We start from the raw sequence: 17,148 nt of genomic DNA on the forward strand, positions 1-17,148 counted from the left end.
TTAACATCTGGCAGGGGCTAACAACTAGAGATAACAACTAGGGTTCACATCCTCGCCGCCCACCACCGCCACCACCTCCTACTGCACCAACCGTTCACCAATGAGCCCGCTGGCCGCCAGTGCCTGGCGAACCTCGGCGAGGAACCGGCCGGGGTACTTGCGCACAAACCATGGCGCGTAGCGGAGAAACACATAGCCACGGTTTGCAATGAGTTTTTGCCGGTTGAATTCGTCCTGGCGGACTTTCTCGGCATCAGGCCCAGAGTATTTCTTTTCTCCGTCGATTTCGATCACAAGCCAGGTGTCGATGAGTAGGTCAACGTAGTATCCACCGATTTTGTACTGGGCTTGTATAGGCCCAATACCGGCTTCGATAATCAGCCCCCGAGCGAGTGATTCGTAGGGCGAATCAGAGTCCGGGATGGCATGTTCAAGGCACCGGCGGGCAGTCCCAATCCCCTTGGCGCGCCCCATTCGCTGGATTCCGCGCAGGATCTCGAAGCGTTCGATTCCGCGGCGCAGCAGGTAATCGGCGGCGATGAGGCCTTCGAGGAAGCCGTGGTGGCGGGCGATATCGATGAATGTACGGATGGGGCTGGTGACTGGATGTCCCTCGTACATCACCACGTCACTCGGCTGGATATGTGAATGCCGAAATTCGTAGTTTCCGGAGGCCATCCGGCTGCGTGATACGCCACGGGACGGAAGACTCACTTCGACTTTCTCCTCAGTGCTGGCTATGACCCATATTCCGAGTTTCCGTGCGGCGGACCGCCCCGTCAGAATGGCGGTGGTGCTCACCATGGCGGCGGCTTCGACGCGCAGCCACTGCTGTTCGTGATATTCGAGTTCCTCCCACAGTTCACGCGGGTAGTGGATGAGCGCCGCGAGCTCCTCAACGTCGCCCTGAAAATCTTCATCGGCCACACGCCTATCGACGATCCCCGCCCGCAACTCCCCCTTCCTCATTTCCCATTTCTTCAGTTCTTCCTGGTTTTCTCTATCTCTCCCCATATCCTCTTAGACTCCGCCGCCCCCAAACCGGTTCCGCCGCCGATTTAGATTCACGGAGCCCGCCCAACCCGTACACGCAAATAGACAGCTTGGTCCACTTTTTGCTAGAGCCACAGACCACCGGCACCGAAAAGTGCTTGCGGGCACCCAGACCCCCTCCTAACTTGGTGCCATGACAAACGAGCAGAAGACCCGATACGACAACAGTGCAGCAAACGACTGGTCCTTCGACACCCGCGCGATCCACGCGGGCCAGAGCGTCGACAACGGTGCCGGCGCCAGAAACCAGCCGATCTACATGACCACGTCGTATGTGTTCAACGACACGCAGCACGCGCAGGACCGCTTCGCGCTCGCGGATCCGGGCCCGATTTACACGCGCATTACCAACCCGACGCAGGAGGCGCTGGAGAATCGGCTGGCGTCGCTCGAGGGCGGTGTCGCGGCGGTGGCGTTCGCATCCGGCATGGCGGCGGAGACTGCGGCGATCACGAACCTGGCGAGTGCGGGCGACCACATCGTTACCTCACCGCGCCTCTACGGCGGCACGGAGACGCTCTTCGAGGTAACGCTTCCCCGCCTCGGCATCGAGGTCAGCTTCGTGGACAACCCGGACGACCCGGCTAGCTGGCAGGCGGCAGTCAAGCCGAACACGAAGGCGTTTTACGGCGAGACCTTTGGCAACCCGATCGCGGATGTGCTGGACATCCCGGCAGTGGCCGAGGTCGCGCATGCCAACCAGGTACCGCTGATCGTGGACAACACCATGGCCACCGCAGCGATCGTCCGGCCGCTTGAGCTGGGCGCAGACATCGTGGTCGTGTCCACCACGAAGTTCTACACCGGCAACGGCGCAGCACTCGGCGGTGCGCTTATCGACGGCGGCTCCTTCGACTGGACCGCTACCCGCGACGGCGAACCGGTATTCCCCTATTTCGTCAATCCCGACCCCGCCTACCACGGTCTCGTCTACGCGGACTTGGGTGCGCCGGCATTCGCGGTGAAGGCACGCGCGGGTATCTTGCGTGACACAGGCGCGGCCATCTCGCCATTCAACGCCTGGGTGGCGCTGCAGGGGATGGATACGCTGGGCCTGCGCGTCGATAAGCATAATGCGAATGCCCTGAAGGTCGCGGAATACCTGGCGGGCAAGGACGAGGTCGCGCACGTGAATTTCGCGGGACTGCCGGATTCGCCGCACTACGCGACGAAGGAGAAGCTCGGCCTGAAGTACACCGGCTCCGTGCTGTCCTTCGATCTTGCGGGCGACGCGAACGACAAGACCGCGGCGTGGAAGTTCATCGACGCGCTGAAGCTGCACTCCAACCTCGCGAATATCGGCGATGTCCGCTCGCTCGTCGTCCACCCGGCGACCACGACGCACTCGCAGTCCAACGAGGCCGGCCTCAAGCGCGCGGGCATCACGCAGGCGACGATCCGACTGTCCGTCGGCATCGAAGACATCGACGACATCTTGGCTGACCTCGACCGCGGCTTCGAGGCCATCGCATGATCGACCTCCCGCCCGAAGGCGAGCTCGCCACACAACAGATCGGCGACGTTCACACAGAAGCCGGCGCCACGATCCGTGACGTGCACATCGCTTATCGACGTTGGGGCGCCTTCACCGGCAACCCCCACGGCCGCAATAACCTCATCCTGGTCGAGCACGCCCTGACCGGCGATTCGAACGCCGCCGGGTGGTGGGAGGATCTCATCGGCCCCGGGGCGCCGCTGGACACTGACCGTTTCTGTGTCATGTGCACGAATGTGCTCGGCGGCTGCGCCGGCTCGACCGGCCCGTCGAGCGAGCACCCCGACGGCGGGGCGTGGGGGTCACGCTTCCCTGCCATCTCCATCCGCGACCAAGTGCGGGCCGAGGCGCAGTTCCTTGAGAGTCTCGGGATCAACAGCATGCACGCCGTCATCGGCGGCTCGATGGGCGGGGCACGCGCGCTGGAGTGGACGCTCATGTACCCGGACTGGCCGAATTATTCCTGCGTGATCGCCATGTCCGCGCGGGCGTCGGCGTGGCAGATCGGCATCCAGACAGCGCAGATCACCTCCATCGTGCGTGACCCGGACTGGCAGGGCGGGGACTACCACGGCACCGGCCGCTCCCCCGACGCAGGCCTTGCCGCCGCCCGCCGGATCGCCCACCTGACCTACCGCGGCGAACTAGAAATCGACGAACGCTTCGGCACCATGGCCCAGCCCGGCGAAAATCCACTCGGCGCCTACCGCGACGAAAACCAGCGCTTCGCCGTGCAGAGCTACCTCGACCACCAAGGCAAACAACTGGTCGAGCGTTTCGACGCCGGCTCGTACGTCGCCATCACCGAATCCCTCTCCCGCCACGACATCGGCCGCGGCCGCGGCGGACTCAACCGCGCGCTGGCGCAGATCAGCGTTCCCACCATGGTCGTCGGTGTGGACACCGACATCCTCTACCCGTTCCACCAGCAGGAGCACCTGTCCCGCAATATCGGGAACCTGCTGGCCATGAACAAAATCGTCTCGCCCGTCGGCCACGACGCCTTCTTAGTAGAGACCCGCCAGATGGGTCACATCCTGCGCAACTTCATCACGTTGGCCGACCAGACCCCGTCTGCGACGGACCTGGCCAAGCAGCGCGGCAACTACGAGATTTAGCCTACGAGCAGCGCGTATGTGCAGATCTAGGTGTTCGGCTCCGTCTTGTAGTCGCCGTGCAGCGGGTACTTGAACCACATTGAATTAGGGTGCTGCAATCGCACATGCATCATGTCGCGGTGGTCCAGGGTGTCTTCATCGAGAATCTCCTGCCACTTCGCGCGGCCGAGAAGGAACTGGTCCACGTGGTCGCGCCAACTTTCCGAAAATTCCCTGGTGAGAGCAAGCGCGGTTGAGGAAATATTCAAGTACTGGTCCAGGTCGATCATCCCCAGCATGTAGCCCATTCGGGCAACGCGGGCAGCGCGTCCGATTTCCCAGCCGGCAAGGGTGCTCGGAAGCTTCTGCGGGATCAGTTTCTCGCTGTGTTCTTGGGTGTACAGATCCAGCCAGTTTCCGAGGTCCTCTCGAACGACTTCTTCTGGAATCTCAGTTTGCTGGAAGTCAGCCACCGCCATTTCTATGATTTGCGGGGCCGCATCGTCGCGCTCCTTCACAGGTCGACCTGCAAGCTGCTGTATGTAGGGGCGCATCGCGACGTATTCATGGTCTACTGGGTTGGACAACAGAATGGACACTGTTTCCAACAGCTCATCGCTGGACGTGATGCCCCACTGCTGTTCCAACATCGTGGAGATCATCGCGAACATCTCTTGGTCCTCCGGCGTGCTCTGTGCTGCCACGACTTTTGGAGGCGCGTCCGCCGCTGTCGGTTCACTTTCACCGAACGGCATCATGAGCGAAATACCGAGGCCTACCTCGACAGGGAGTGAGCCCGTTTCAACATGGCTGAAGTCCCCTTTAGAAGGATCGACCGACCACTCCATGAACTCCTCATAGCTGTTAGTCAGCCCCAGGATTACAGAGGCACGAAGAGAATACTTGCCCTTTTTCTTATTCTTTTTCTTCTTGCGTCCAAACACGACTCGAGGTTAACGCAATAAATGTGGCTCCACACACAGTTAGGCGCACAGTTCGAGAGCGTCACTGATAGTGACCCTTCCGCCATCAAACGAAGCGATGAGCGCTTTGCCCATGCCGACCCAGCCGATGAAGGGGTCGGTGGACAACATGACGCGCTCGTGGACGTGGCCCAGCAGCCATGCGTCATAGTTGCACGAGGTGAGTTCATCCACCGTGCACGGCATGCAGGCGTGATTCGAGTACTCGCCGGTGACGGAGCTGTGCAGCAGACCGAGATTCGGCGCGCCCTCAACGGGAGCCGGGAAATCGGGAACGATGGTGCGCGGGTCGCGGTCGATCTCTACTGCCGCTGTATGCAGAGCCCACTGCCCCGCCCGAATCGTCTGCGGCTCAATACCTGCGACCACCACACCCCGCGGGATCACGTCGGTGAGGTCGTGGTGCACGTCGTGGTTTCCTGCGATGAACACGACTGACTCGAAGAGCTCGAGGCCCCGCTCGAAGAACTGCGTGACCTCGGTGTACGTGTGGTCGGTGAACCGCTTCCGGTCGATGACATCGCCGAGCATCACCAAGTGTCGCGCGCCTGCTTCGGCACCACGATCGAGGGTATCGAGCGCCCACTCAATGCCGGGGCCGGTCTTCTTGTCGTCTTTCTGCTTGCGCCCGAGGTGAATATCAGCGAGGACAAGAATCGGTTCCATGACTGCCAGACTATCCCCGATCGGACGTGCCGACTACCGCGCCTGGTGACTCGCGCGTGCCTGCCACCAACGGATGAGAACGAGCACAGCAGTCGACGTTCCCACACCGATCAGCGTCATCGCCATCGCCTCCGCGCGGTGACCCTGCTCGAACTGATTCATGATCCAGGGGGCGAGCAAATTGATGCGCGTCGGACGGATCAGCGACGACATGACCAGTTCGCGAATACCCACGAAGAATGCGAGCAGCCAGCCGGCGAAGATGCCGGGGGCGAGCATCGGAATCGTGATGCGCGTGAATGTCTGCCAGGACGTCGCACCGGAGACTGCGGATGCCTCCGCAAGCGTCGGCGACATCGCCGCGGCGGAAGTCTTGATATTTTGCACGGCCATCGGCACGAAGAGCACCGTGAACGCCATCACCAGGATGATCTGGGTGCCGTACGGCGAGATCGGCAACCACGGCGCGTTCCACAGCAAAATGAAGCCGATCGCCAGGACGATGCCCGGGACGGTGTCCGGAGCGACCGCGAGGAAATCGCTCACCCGGGCGGGCAAACGGCGGCTGCGCATGGTGAAGATCGTCACGGCCAAGGCGAGCAGGACCGCAGTTGTCGCACCGATCGCGCCGAGCATGATCGAACGAGTCAGCGCCTCCTGACCCGAGGGCATCTGCAAGACGATCTTGAAATAGTCGAAAGTGAGGTTATTCGGTGTCGGCGGCTTCGACCGCAGAATCGTCATCGACGCCAGAATGATCGAAATGTACGGGATGAACACGCTCAGCGTGAACACGATCAAGGTGTAAATCCACGCGAAGAACATGCCGATCTTCGACGGACGCAGCTGCACCGGCCGGGACACACGGCCGCCCGCCGCCAGGTCCGCGCGCACCGCCCACTGCTGGATCGCCCACGCTAGGACACCCAATGTGAAAAGCACGCTTGACGACGCCGCCGCTTTCGAGAAATTCAACGGATCGATCGTCACATCCTGGTAGATGGACGAGACCAGCACCGGGTAGCCGATCGCATTGCCCAAAGTGACAGGCGTGCCGAACTCGCCGGCAGCCTTGATAAAGACGATGAGTGCACCGAGCGAATACGGACCGAGCACGATCGGTGCTACCACTCGGCTGAACTGCTGCCAGCGGCTCGCGCCGGCGACCTGCGCCATCTCCAGCTGGGATGCCGGGATGGACGCAAAAGCACTGCGGAGAATCAGGTATAGGAACGGGAAGAGCTCCGCCGCCATGATGAAGCCCATGCCCCAGACAGAGTTGATGGCGGACCGGACCGCATCGCCAAGAGTGGAGCCGAGCAGCATATCCGCGACACCGCGCAAGCGGGTGAAGTCCATCCACGCCATCGCAGCCGCGAACGGCGGAGTCATGAACGGCACCATCACCAGTACTTCCACCCACCCGGCGCGGCGCATCGGCGTCCACGCACGGAAGAAGGCCAGCGGTGCCGCGAAGAGGGTGGCAAAGAAGACAACGAGGATCGAGAGCCATACCGTGTTCCCGATGATCCGGATCATCTCCGGACGGAACAGGGTATGCAGTGCAGACTCCTCACCGCGGTAGCCAGTCACCGCGGTCACCAAAACGGAGATCAGCGGCGCCGCCACCAAAACCAGCAGGATCAGCAGCACCGGATACACACCGGCATTAGCTCTCATCCTCGTCTTCATTTCTCCGGTACTGCTCCCCTAGGTCGTGCTACTTGGTGTGTTTAGAGGTAACGCTCAGCGAACTTCTCGCGGAGGCCCTTCGATTCCTTGGAGATTGCACCCCAGTCATCGGAGATCTGCTTGATGTCCTCGAGCTTCGGGCCGTTCTTCGGCTCGACATTCTTGTTCGCCGGGATCATGTTCTTGGAAGCGGAGATCTGCTGAGCTTCCTCGGAGAACATGAAGTCGACGAAGGCCTTCGCCGCATCCATGTTGTCGGCGGTCTTCATGATCATGACCGGGCGCGGGGTGACCGTGGTGCCAGAAGACGGGATGACGACCTCGAGCGGTTCACCCTTGCCCTTAGCCGAGTATGCGGAGTAGTCGACACCGCCAAGGACGATGCCCTTGGAACCGGAGGTGACCTGGTCGAGTGCCGGGCCGTTAGCGCCCTGGACGATCATGCCGTTGTCGAAGAGCTTGTCGAAGAACTCCCAGGTCTTGTCCTCGCCCCACTCGGTAACCATGGCGGTGACCAGGTCGGCGGCGGTACCGGACTCGCGCGGATCAGGCATGATCACCTGGTCCTTGTATTTCTCATCGGCAAGATCCTCCCAGTCCTTCGGGATATCGGAGACGACATCGGTGTTGGCCACGAGTGCCAGCGCGGAACCGTCACGGCCGTGGAAGGAGTCGTCCTCAGCATTCCACTTCTCGTTGGCGTTCTCGATATTCTCCGGCTTGTACGACTCGAGGGAGCCGGCTTCTGCCTGCTTGTTGGCGGCGCTCCAGGAAGCGAGATAGACGACATCGGCCTGCGGGTTGCCCTCCTCAGCCTTGATCTTCGCGGTGACCTCACCGGTGGTACCGGCGAAGACATTGACGGTCACGCCGGTGCGGTCCTGGAATTCCTTGACCAGCGCATCGGTCAGACCCTGCGGGTTCGCGGAGTAGTAATCGAGGGAACCGGACAGGCCTTCCGGAGCCTTCCACTGATCCGCGGTGACGGTGTCATTGTTATCGGCAGACGGCTCGGCGGTGTCAGTGGATTCAACGGAGCCGCAGGCGACGAGGCCGAAGGCGGCGGTCATGCCGACGAGAGCGGCAGCAAGCTTCTTCATGGGGATGAAACTCCTTGTTCAGGAAACGGGAAAAGATTAGAAATGTGAGGTGACCGTCAGCAAAACGCTGTCGCCGCGGCCGAGACGGTGCCGCGAGTAGGCCAGCCATGGATCTGGTGCACCTGGCACCACGCAACGAACCTCGTAGCGTCCACCGGTGTATTGGCTCTCCACCACCTCGCCGATGATGGAGTTCGCCGGGACAGAATCCGGTCGCTTTCCATCGAGCGGGGTGACCTCGAGGTCTTCCGGACGGTTCGCCGGAAGGCTTTCGTGGGTATTCGTCACACCCACGAACCCGGCGACAAAATCGTCCGCCGGGTGGTCGTACAGCTCAACCGGATCGGCGAACTGGCAGACATTGCCTGCATTCATCACCGCGACGCGGTCCGACATGGCGAGCGCCTCAGACTGGTCGTGGGTCACGTAAATGACCGTCAGGTTCAACTCATAGGCCAATCGCGTCAGCTCCGAGCGGATCTGGGTGCGCAGAGCCGCATCCAGCGCTGACAGAGGCTCGTCCATGAGCAGCAACTCCGGGTCGGACACCAGCGCGCGTGCAATAGCCACACGCTGCTGCTGACCGCCGGAGAGCTCATTCGGGCGCTGCTCAGCCTTCGCGCCGATGCCGACCATGTCCATGGCCCGTGCGACACGTTCTTCGCGTTCCGCTTTAGCCACCTTCTGGTTACCGGTGGTCAGCGGGAATTCCACATTTTTCGCCACCGTCATGTGAGGCCACAACGCGAGATCCTGGAACACCATCGACAAATTGCGCTTGTTCACTGGGACGTTCGTGTTCGGGCCGAAGACTTCGCGGCCAGCGAATTCGATCACACCGGCATCCGGGGTTTCGAGTCCCGCGATACACCTGAGCATCGTCGACTTTCCGCAGCCCGACGGCCCGAGAATGGAGACGAACTCGCCTTTCTCGATGTCCAACGACGTCTCGTGCAGACCAGTGCCGTCCGGAAATTCGCGCCGAATCTCGCGCAAGGAAACCTGGGGGACGGCCATTACTGCCTCCCACCGACGGGGGTCACCAATGAAGCAAGAGAAATATGAAAACTGAACTGCTTTAGGTTGAACACCGAAATGAAGTTAGGAGCAGTTCATTACTTTTCTGGGGACTTAACGTGAATTCTGTGTAAATAATTCCAAACTCCACGCATCGCGCGTTACACTCGTTTCCCCTGGTGAGCGGTTCACGCAGGCACGCTAACCCCCCAGCGCGTCCACGGACACGGCGAGCCACACCAGCACAGAACCTACGAGATTCAGCTGCTACGGAATGAGTTCAAGCGTCACTCCGAGAGCAAAGTAATTCGTGTACGCACGCTTGTCCAAGCTGGCTAATGACGCTTCGTTTTCCAGCACAGTAAGCGCGATGAGACCGTCGTAAACTGCACCGCCCTTGATTCCGGCACTAGCTAAACGGCGGTGCACCTCCCGTGAAGCGGCTTCCGGTAAGGAGAGAACGCTCTCAAATGTCCCGTCTATGACTCTCACCGCGTCGGCTTCCGTGAACCGGCTATCGCCAGGCAATCTGGTCAACACCGAATATGTCTCTGCGAGAGAGTGCGCGCAGAGAGCGAGATTCTTCCCCCTCGACCAACGCTGTAATCGTTCATGACTGCTGTGATTTTGCAAGAGCAAAGGAACTGCCGCACTTGTGTCGAGCGCGATTACGCCCATTACATTCGTCCTGCATCAATGAGCGCCAGGATGTCCTCTTCAGTGATTGGCTTTGAGCCACGCCCGACCAGGCGACCGTCTTCCGTTTCGACAACCTCGGCCGTCCGGCCACCCGGGATGATGGTGATTCCGCCCCCGTACGCTGAAACATCCACGGTCGAACCAGGTGTGAGACCGAGGGAATCGCGCAAGGCTTTGGGCAGCAGAATCCGTCCACCAGAGTCAATCGTCGCTTCCATGGGAATAGGTTACCACCTGGTTCCCATGCTTAGATGGGCAAAGATTCTGTCCGAATGCATCCACCCACCTCTAGGTACGCACAGCGGCGACAGCGATATGTGCTCGCTTCGTTGCGGTCTCGGGACGAGTTTCCGATCTGCGTATCCGAAAGCCGGCGTTTTCAATAAGACGTTTGATTTCGTCCTCCGAGTAAGCCGTCGCCGCGGTGACTCGGTGATCGAAAAGCGCGCGGGAAGGCGCAAGAAAGCCACCATAAATGAGTACTCCTCCCGGAACGAGGATCTCAGAGATTCTTTGTAACGCCTTGGCCATCTCACCCGGTGACATGTGGATCAACGAATACCAAGCAAGCACCCCGTCTACTCTTTTGGTCTCTGTGCTGAAACTCGCAATGTCAGCTACCGAAAAGTCGGTGCCCGGATACGTACTGCGTGCATGATTCACGAACTCGGGAACGAGATCTATCCCAGCAGCTTGATGCCCTAATCCGCTGAGGTACGCGGTCAGATGACCTGGCCCGCAGCCTACATCGAGAACATCCGCGACTCCTTCAAATCCTTCCGATATGAAGGATTTATCCGCCTCTTCAACCGAATCGATGCTCCCTAAGAGCTCGATGTACGTGCCCGCCACAGATGAATAGGCTTCCCGCGTTCTACGCGAAGTCACGCTAGCTCCCCAGCGCATCCACGGACACGGCGAGCCACACCAGCGCGGCGCCGGTGGTGGTGGTAAACATGGCGTCGAAGCGCCGGGAACGCACGGCGAGCAGACCCATGACCTGGGAGTCGCAGGTGAGGCGGCAAGCAGTGAGCCACAGCATCGCGACGCCCAGCATAAAGCAGGCGCGGCGCCAGTGCTCCGTCACCGCGAACCCGGTCGCGACCACGAATCCGACGACGAAGAGTCCCACCATGAGCTGCTGCACGCGGCGCGGCAGACGGGACGGCGGGGTGCCGATGTCGTGGGGGTTGTCCAGGCTCGGCGGCACAAGGCCTTTCACCGCGGTCGATCCGCTCCCGTCATGCGGCTCGGCGGTAGGACCCGGACTAGTTGGCGTCGGCAAGCCGCTCGGCCCTCTCGACGATATTGCGCACCAGGAACGTGCGGGTCATGGGGCCGACACCACCCGGGTTCGGAGAGACCCAGCCGGCCTTCTCCCAGACGTCGGGGTGGACGTCGCCGGTGGTCTTGCCGTCGACACGCGAAACGCCTACGTCGAGCACGGCCGCACCTTCTTTGACCATGTCGGCGGTGATCATGCGGGGCTTGCCGGCAGCGGCGATGATGACATCGGCGCGGCGGGTCTCAGCGGCCAAGTCCTTCGTGCCGGTGTGGCACAGCACCGCGGTGGAGTTGATGTCGCGCTTGGTCAGCATGAGCGAGATCGGGCGACCGACGGTCACGCCGCGGCCGATGACGCAGACGATCGCGCCATCCAGATCCACGCCGAAGCGCTCCAGCAGCGCGAGCGAACCGTTCGGGGTGCACGGCAGCGGCGCGGGCTCGTTGAGCACGAGACGACCCAGGTTGACCGGGTGCAGGCCGTCGGCGTCCTTGTCCGGGTCGATGAGGCCCAGCACGCGGTTCTCATCCAGGTGCTTCGGCAGCGGCAGCTGCACGATGTAGCCGGTGACGGCGTCGTCGTTATTCAGCTCCTCGATCACCGCATCGAGCTCTTCTTGCATCGTGTCTTCCGGCAGCTCCTTCATGATCGACGCGATGCCCAGCTGTTCGCAATCCTTGTGCTTCATGCGCACGTAGTTCTGGCTGGCTGGGTCCTCGCCGACAAGCACCGTGGCCAGGCCCGGCGTGATGCCTTTCTCCTTGAGGTCCTCGACCCGCTTGGCAAGGTCCGCGAAAATCTCCTCGCGGTAGAGTTTTCCGTCCAATTTGATCGCAGTCACGCGCACCATCTTAGACTTGGGCGCGTGCTCCACGTGATCTTCGACAATCCCGTCATTCCGCCGAATACCGGCAACGCGATCCGCATGTGCGCGGGCACTGGCGCCACGCTGCACCTCGTGCGCCCCTTAGGCTTCTCGCTCGATGACAAGCACCTGCGCCGCTCGGGGCTCGACTACCACGATCTCGCGCACGTCGAGGTCCACGACGACATCGACGCATGCTTTTCGCTTATCGACGGCCCCATCTACTCCTTCACCACCTCCGCCACCCGTCACTACACGGATGTGGACTACCAGCCCGGCACCGCCCTGTTGTTCGGGACCGAGCCGACTGGTCTGCCCCGCGAGCACTCCCACCACGAGCGCGTGACCGACCAGCTGCGCATTCCGATGCTTCCCGGTCGCCGGTCAATGAACCTGTCCAATTCCGCCGCCGTGGCCACCTACGAAGCCTGGCGCCAACTCGGGTTCCCCGGCGGGGTTTAACTTTCCGCCTTTAGCCGACGAGCTCGATGACAGCCCCTACCGCGAAGTAAGTGTTGGCTAAAGCGATTGTCTCCCGGTAGCCGCGTCAGGACTGAATAAGTTTCCACCAACGCGTGTCCACACAGTGCCAACTCTTTTCCTTGCGCCCATGCAGTCACATCGTCATGGCGTTCATGATTGGTAAGGAGAAGAGGCAAAGCAACACTGGTATCGACAGCGATCATGACTATCGTCGACCTGCATCGGTCAACGTCAGCACGTCCTCATCCGTCACTGTGCCTGAACCAGTGCCGACCAGGTATCCATTCGGACCCTTCTCCACACGAGCAGTCGGCCCTCCGGGCACGACTGCTATCCCCGACCCATATGCGCTAATTTCCACGACAGAACCGGGCCTGAGCCCCAAATCTTCCCTTAGCTGCTCTGGGAGCTGCACGCGACCTGCCGAATCGATCCTCGCTTCCATGAGCTCAGACTACCAAGTTTGTTTTTCCGGAAAACTGGTTGAAAACCAACTTCCTACTTTTCGGCGGACGCTGTCAGTGCCGGGAGCTCGCGGGCGCTTAGTTCCGCGACCACCGCCCACGCATCTGCCGTGTCCAGGTCGCGCGCAGTCATTTTCACCGGTCCGGGCACGAGGTCGAAGCGGACGTGAGCCAGATTCATCATGCGCTGCACCGGCCCCTGCCGGTAGGTGATCTCCTGGATGTGGGAAACGTCGATGAATTCGAACTGGCGACTGAGCAGACCGTGACTGGTGGTGGCCCACACGCTCGCATCCGAGGCGGGGCGGAGGGAGAGGGCTTGGCGGGAGGCGTCGATAGGCGATGGCACGCGTGCGCGCTTTGGCGAGCGGATATCCCACGTAGGCGCGGTGACGTGCTCGGACGCAAGCGGGCTGAGTGCGGTGATGAGGTCCACCGCCTGCTCACGCGAGCCGATCGGCAGCAGGCGCGACGTGCCCGATTTCTTGTTCGTCTCGCTGCCGTACCCGGCGATATTCACCGACACAGCCCACCACCCGAACGGCCGCCACAACATCGGCTGGTACAACCTGACCGCGTGGATCCGGTCGAGCGGCACCGCCTGCCTGCGCCGGTTGGCCAGCCCGTACGACAGGTTCAGCACTCCCTGGTCCAACGTCGCCGTGTAGCGCCAGGACTGGTCGATCTGGTTCCAGATCTGTGGGATGAAGCCGACCAGGACGGGGAAGACCACCGCGAAGGTGACCTCGGTGAGCACCGGCAGCAACGACATGGCCACGGTGAACACTGTGGACAGTCGCAGCGCCGCACCGGCGAGCGAGCGGGCGACCGGGATGGGCGGGATGAGCGCGGGCGCGGCAAGCGGGGTGGGACCGGTCTCGCTGGTAGCGCCGTCGGGCTCGGCCGCAGCTTTTTCTGCCTCGGCCGGCGTCATCTCCGCGTCCGGACCTTCAGCGGCGATGCGGTGGAGGAGCTCGCGGCGTAAAGCATCAGCCTCGGATCTGGACACGTAGCCGATCTCGATGGCGGAATCGGATCCGCCGGCTGCTTCGACACGCACGGCGGCGAGTCCGAACAGGCGGGGCGCGAACGGCTCAATGATGTCGACCGCCTGAATGCGGTTGTAGCGGGTGGCACGGACCTTCGTGCTGATCAACCCACTGCGCATTTCCACCTCGTCCTCGCCGAGACGGAAACCGATACGCGACCACCACAGCTGGGACAGCGCAAGCACTCCGGCCAGCACCGCCACGATCACACCCGCGATTCGCGCGATCTCTGCCGTTGACCACGATTCCGCTGTCCCGCGCTCAATACCTTCGAGGACAGTGGTGGTGAAGTTGAACACCAGCAGTGTGGCCAGTGCAGCGGCGACCGCCCAGACGCGGAGGAAGGGGGTGAGGCGGTGGACGCGTCGATAAGCGAATGCGTTGGGGGACGTCACAGGCCGCTCATTCGCTCGCGCGCGTTGACGGCGAGGCGCTCGCGCAATGCGTCGGCGTCTGCCGCTTCGAGGCCGGGGATTTTCGCGTCGGTCGAGGCGGACGCGGTGTGGAGCGCGACTGCTTTCAACCCGAGCGGACGCGTGAACGGCCCGGTGGTGACGTCCACGAATTGGATGCGGCCGTACGGCACGACCGTGAACGTCTGGAACATCTTCCCTTTGGAAATCAGCAGTTCATCGTCTGTTTCGAGCCAACCGAGATTGCGCACGCGCAGCGGAATCATGATCGCCTGGAACACGAACCACACGCCCGTGACCGCCGCGCCGATCCACCACCGGCCGCCGAGGAAGAACTGCGCCGCGAGGAAGCCGCCCGCGATGACGAGCGCCCACATGATCTGGGCGATATAGCGCGCCACGATGAGCTTTCTCGACACCGGGTTCATCGCGGAAGCGGAAGTGGGAAGGGCGGGCACGGGTTCGTCGTCAAGCGCGTGCTTGGCGACGCTGTGCGCGTGGGCTACTTCAGGCTCCATGAGCGCTACCCTACCGCGCGGTGACCTCACCGAATTTACGGGCGACCGGTGCGAGCACCGCCGGCTTCGTGGCCACCCACGCGCCCGCGATGACAGCGAGCGAGACCGCGAAAATGATGAATCCGAGCCAATTATCGGCGTAAATATCCGGGTTCACATCCCCGCGCGCGGCATACATGTTGTTCAGATTGCGCAACACACCCGTGGCCAGCACCAACACGACGTGGATGACGACGAACAGCAGGAAGTAGATCATCACCGGGAAGTGGATCTTGCGCGCCACAGCCGCCGAGAAGATCTTATTCGCCGTCTTCCACTCGTTCTTCCACCAGTAACTCATGCGCACACCCGATGCGATCGCCAGCGGCGCCGCGATGAACACCGTGACGAAGTACGCCAGCTGCTGCAACGCGTTGTAATTCACCCACGCGTTCTCCGTCGGCCAATCCAGACTCAGGTACTGCAGACCCGCCGACAGCGCATTCGGGAACACCTCCCAGCTCGTCGGCACCACGCGCATCCACTGGCCTGTCGCTGCGAGAAGCACCACGAAGATCACACCGTTGACGATCCACAACACATCCAGCATCAAGTGGATCCACAACGTCAGACTGATCTTCTTCCCGCCGCGCTTCGGCCGCCAGTACGCGTCCGGTTTACGCTGCGTGCGCACCTGCCAACCCGTCTTCACGATCAGCGCCATAAAGAACATATTGAAAAAGTGCGACCAGCCGACCCACGCCGGCAGCCCCACCGGCGCGTTCTCCGGCAGCGGGTTCTCACCCGGGAAGCGCGCCAGGAAGTCCTGCCCCGCACCGCTACTCAGGAACGCCCTCGACGCCACGACAGCCAGCGCCAACAGCGCCACCGCGCCCAGCACGCCGAGCACAGCTACACGACGCCAACCTGTCGGCTTCGCGCCGGTCGTCTTGGATCCAGTCGGGGTTTTTGGTGCCGCGGGCTTCGCGGTAGCTGCGGGCTTGTTCGCTTCTGGCTTGCTCACAGCCGCCGGTGCGGCGGTGGACGCGGGTTTCGCACTTCCCGGTTCGGCCGGTGTTGCGGGTGGTTTAGGAGCGGCCCCGCCAGGAACGGCCGGTGCAGCGGGCGGCTTAGGAGCGGCCCCACCAGGAGCTGCCGGTGCAGCGGGCGGCTTAGGAGCGGCCCCACCAGGAGCTGCCGGTGCAGCGGGCGGCTTAGGAGCGGACCCACCAGGAGCTGCCGGTGCAGCGGGAACAGCCGGAGGTTTCGGCACCGAGTTTCCTGGTGCAGCCGGGGCCTTCTTGGGCGCATCCGGGGTGGGAGCGGCCGGTGGCTTCGATGCCGCGGCACCCGGCGCGGCTGGGGCCGCCGGGGTTTTAGTAGCAGCCGGCGGCGCAGGGACCGCGGGTGCGTTCGGGGCAGAAGCGCACGGTGCCTGAGTCGCGGCGGGTGGCTTGGGAGCGGCCGGAACGTCGTGGGGCGATGCTGCCTTCGGAATATTGTTGCTAGTCATCGCTGCTTAGATTATCCAAGCCGGTCAGTTGGGTGGAATCGAACCTAGTACGGTGAGGGGTGCGGTACTATATTTGGTACCATCCAGACATGGGGTCAAGTATCGAAGAGATCTTGAGAAAGATGCGCTCGAACCCATCTAACATACGGTTCACTGAGCTAAAGAAGGTATGCAATCACCACTTTGGCGAGCCGAGAAACCGCGGTAGCTCGCACTTCATCTATAAGACTCCGTGGCCCGGCGACCCACGGGTAAACATTCAAAACAAAGGTGGCGCCGCCAAGCCTTACCAGGTTCGACAAGTTTTGAGCGCCATTGACCACCTTAGGGAGAATTCACATGAACGCTGACAAATACACCTATCAGGTTGGCTGGTCCCAGGAGGACGAGCAGTTCGTTGCAACGGTCCGGGAGTTCCCGTCTCTGTCCTGGCTGGAAGATTCCCGAGACGCCGCCGAAAAAGGCATCCTTTCCCTCGTCGAGGAGGTTTTGGCGGACCTTTTAGAAAGCGGCGATCCAGTCCCACAACCGCTTGGGATGCGTGAGTTCTCTGGGCGGTTCAATGTCCGCATTTCACCGTCGCTCCACCGGAAGCTCGTTGACGAAGCTGAAAATGAGGGGATCTCGCTCAATGCCCTCGTGACCCAAAAGCTGGCCTCTGCCTGAGGCTGAAGAAAACATCTGGAACGCACCAACGGGTGAATCTGTTTACATCAGCACGATCTTACTAAATGCCGAAATCGCGCTGACCTTTCCTTATAAAACATGTCGCACATG

19 protein-coding genes and 1 pseudogene are annotated in these 17,148 nt (G+C 61.7%); 4 read left to right on the forward strand and 16 right to left on the reverse strand.

Features of this window, described 5'->3' with window-relative positions; genetic code table 11:
• Positions 1–78: 78 nt before the first annotated feature.
• A complete protein-coding gene (locus M3G19_RS05030; RefSeq protein ID WP_259901138.1) occupies positions 79–1,014 on the reverse strand; it encodes a hypothetical protein in 936 nt (311 codons plus the stop codon).
• Between the two features lie 172 nt (positions 1,015–1,186).
• On the opposite strand from M3G19_RS05030, the gene M3G19_RS05035 reads away from it, so the two are divergent.
• Positions 1,187–2,527 (forward strand): O-acetylhomoserine/O-acetylserine sulfhydrylase, encoded by a 1,341-nt coding sequence (locus M3G19_RS05035; protein WP_259901139.1) that lies wholly within the window; start codon positions 1,187–1,189, stop codon positions 2,525–2,527.
• A complete protein-coding gene (locus tag M3G19_RS05040) occupies positions 2,524–3,666 on the forward strand; it encodes a homoserine O-acetyltransferase (protein ID WP_259901147.1) in 1,143 nt (380 codons plus the stop codon). Before M3G19_RS05035 ends, M3G19_RS05040 begins: the two co-directional genes overlap by 4 nt.
• A gap of 26 nt (positions 3,667–3,692) precedes the next feature.
• Here M3G19_RS05040 and M3G19_RS05045 read toward each other — a convergent pair whose 3' ends face one another.
• The 10 genes from M3G19_RS05045 to M3G19_RS05090 all read right to left on the reverse strand — a co-directional run bounded on the left by M3G19_RS05045 (position 3,693) and on the right by M3G19_RS05090 (position 11,928).
• On the reverse strand, positions 3,693–4,589 hold the full coding sequence (locus M3G19_RS05045) for a DUF1266 domain-containing protein (protein WP_259901148.1): 897 nt from the start codon (positions 4,587–4,589) through the stop codon (positions 3,693–3,695).
• 39 nt (positions 4,590–4,628) lie between these two features.
• Positions 4,629–5,294: a metallophosphoesterase gene (locus tag M3G19_RS05050; RefSeq protein WP_259901154.1), complete on the reverse strand. Its 666-nt coding sequence runs from the start codon at positions 5,292–5,294 to the stop codon at positions 4,629–4,631.
• A 33-nt stretch (positions 5,295–5,327) separates the two neighbouring features.
• On the reverse strand, positions 5,328–6,974 hold the full coding sequence (locus M3G19_RS05055; protein WP_259901156.1) for an iron ABC transporter permease: 1,647 nt from the start codon (positions 6,972–6,974) through the stop codon (positions 5,328–5,330).
• 53 nt (positions 6,975–7,027) lie between these two features.
• Positions 7,028–8,086 (reverse strand): ABC transporter substrate-binding protein, encoded by a 1,059-nt coding sequence (locus M3G19_RS05060; protein WP_259901158.1) that lies wholly within the window; start codon positions 8,084–8,086, stop codon positions 7,028–7,030.
• Positions 8,087–8,122: 36 nt separating this feature from the next.
• Complete coding sequence (locus M3G19_RS05065; RefSeq protein WP_259901160.1) at positions 8,123–9,103, reverse strand: ABC transporter ATP-binding protein; 981 nt, start codon at positions 9,101–9,103, stop codon at positions 8,123–8,125.
• A gap of 267 nt (positions 9,104–9,370) precedes the next feature.
• On the reverse strand, positions 9,371–9,781 hold the full coding sequence (locus tag M3G19_RS05070; RefSeq protein WP_259849908.1) for a PIN domain-containing protein: 411 nt from the start codon (positions 9,779–9,781) through the stop codon (positions 9,371–9,373).
• Positions 9,781–10,020 carry an AbrB/MazE/SpoVT family DNA-binding domain-containing protein gene (locus M3G19_RS05075; protein WP_259901168.1) on the reverse strand — a complete coding sequence of 80 codons (240 nt, stop codon included), beginning with the start codon at positions 10,018–10,020 and terminating at the stop codon, positions 9,781–9,783. The genes M3G19_RS05070 and M3G19_RS05075 overlap by 1 nt, the downstream gene beginning before the upstream one ends.
• 70 nt (positions 10,021–10,090) lie before the next feature.
• On the reverse strand, positions 10,091–10,654 hold the full coding sequence (locus tag M3G19_RS05080) for a trans-aconitate 2-methyltransferase (protein WP_259901170.1): 564 nt from the start codon (positions 10,652–10,654) through the stop codon (positions 10,091–10,093).
• Between the two features lie 37 nt (positions 10,655–10,691).
• Entirely contained in the window at positions 10,692–11,024 is a 333-nt protein-coding gene (locus M3G19_RS05085) for a DUF3017 domain-containing protein (RefSeq protein WP_259901172.1), read from the reverse strand.
• Positions 11,025–11,070: 46 nt separating this feature from the next.
• Entirely contained in the window at positions 11,071–11,928 is an 858-nt protein-coding gene (locus M3G19_RS05090; protein ID WP_259901174.1) for a bifunctional methylenetetrahydrofolate dehydrogenase/methenyltetrahydrofolate cyclohydrolase, read from the reverse strand.
• 84 nt (positions 11,929–12,012) lie between these two features.
• Here M3G19_RS05090 and M3G19_RS05095 point away from each other — a divergent pair, with 84 nt between their 5' ends.
• Positions 12,013–12,414, forward strand: a complete 402-nt coding sequence (locus tag M3G19_RS05095) for a tRNA (cytidine(34)-2'-O)-methyltransferase (protein WP_259901197.1) — start codon at positions 12,013–12,015, stop codon at positions 12,412–12,414.
• A gap of 56 nt (positions 12,415–12,470) precedes the next feature.
• Here M3G19_RS05095 and M3G19_RS05100 read toward each other — a convergent pair.
• The 5 genes and pseudogenes from M3G19_RS05100 to M3G19_RS05120 all read right to left on the reverse strand — a co-directional run.
• A pseudogene (locus tag M3G19_RS05100) lies at positions 12,471–12,638 on the reverse strand (PIN domain-containing protein); the annotation flags it as partial.
• 2 nt (positions 12,639–12,640) lie between these two features.
• Entirely contained in the window at positions 12,641–12,880 is a 240-nt protein-coding gene (locus tag M3G19_RS05105; RefSeq protein WP_259901177.1) for an AbrB/MazE/SpoVT family DNA-binding domain-containing protein, read from the reverse strand.
• Between the two features lie 53 nt (positions 12,881–12,933).
• Positions 12,934–14,343 carry a PH domain-containing protein gene (locus tag M3G19_RS05110; RefSeq protein ID WP_259901178.1) on the reverse strand — a complete coding sequence of 470 codons (1,410 nt, stop codon included), beginning with the start codon at positions 14,341–14,343 and terminating at the stop codon, positions 12,934–12,936.
• Positions 14,340–14,789, reverse strand: a complete 450-nt coding sequence (locus M3G19_RS05115) for a PH domain-containing protein (RefSeq protein WP_259901198.1) — start codon at positions 14,787–14,789, stop codon at positions 14,340–14,342. The genes M3G19_RS05110 and M3G19_RS05115 overlap by 4 nt, the downstream gene beginning before the upstream one ends.
• A gap of 100 nt (positions 14,790–14,889) precedes the next feature.
• Positions 14,890–15,882, reverse strand: a complete 993-nt coding sequence (locus M3G19_RS05120) for a cytochrome b/b6 domain-containing protein (RefSeq protein ID WP_259901179.1) — start codon at positions 15,880–15,882, stop codon at positions 14,890–14,892.
• Between the two features lie 828 nt (positions 15,883–16,710).
• Between M3G19_RS05120 and M3G19_RS05130 the strand changes: the two genes are divergently transcribed.
• Complete coding sequence (locus M3G19_RS05130; RefSeq protein WP_076599187.1) at positions 16,711–17,037, forward strand: type II toxin-antitoxin system HicB family antitoxin; 327 nt, start codon at positions 16,711–16,713, stop codon at positions 17,035–17,037.
• Positions 17,038–17,148 lie beyond the last annotated feature (111 nt).

The organism is Corynebacterium sp. p3-SID1194, from assembly GCF_025144155.1.
Classification (GTDB): domain Bacteria; phylum Actinomycetota; class Actinomycetes; order Mycobacteriales; family Mycobacteriaceae; genus Corynebacterium.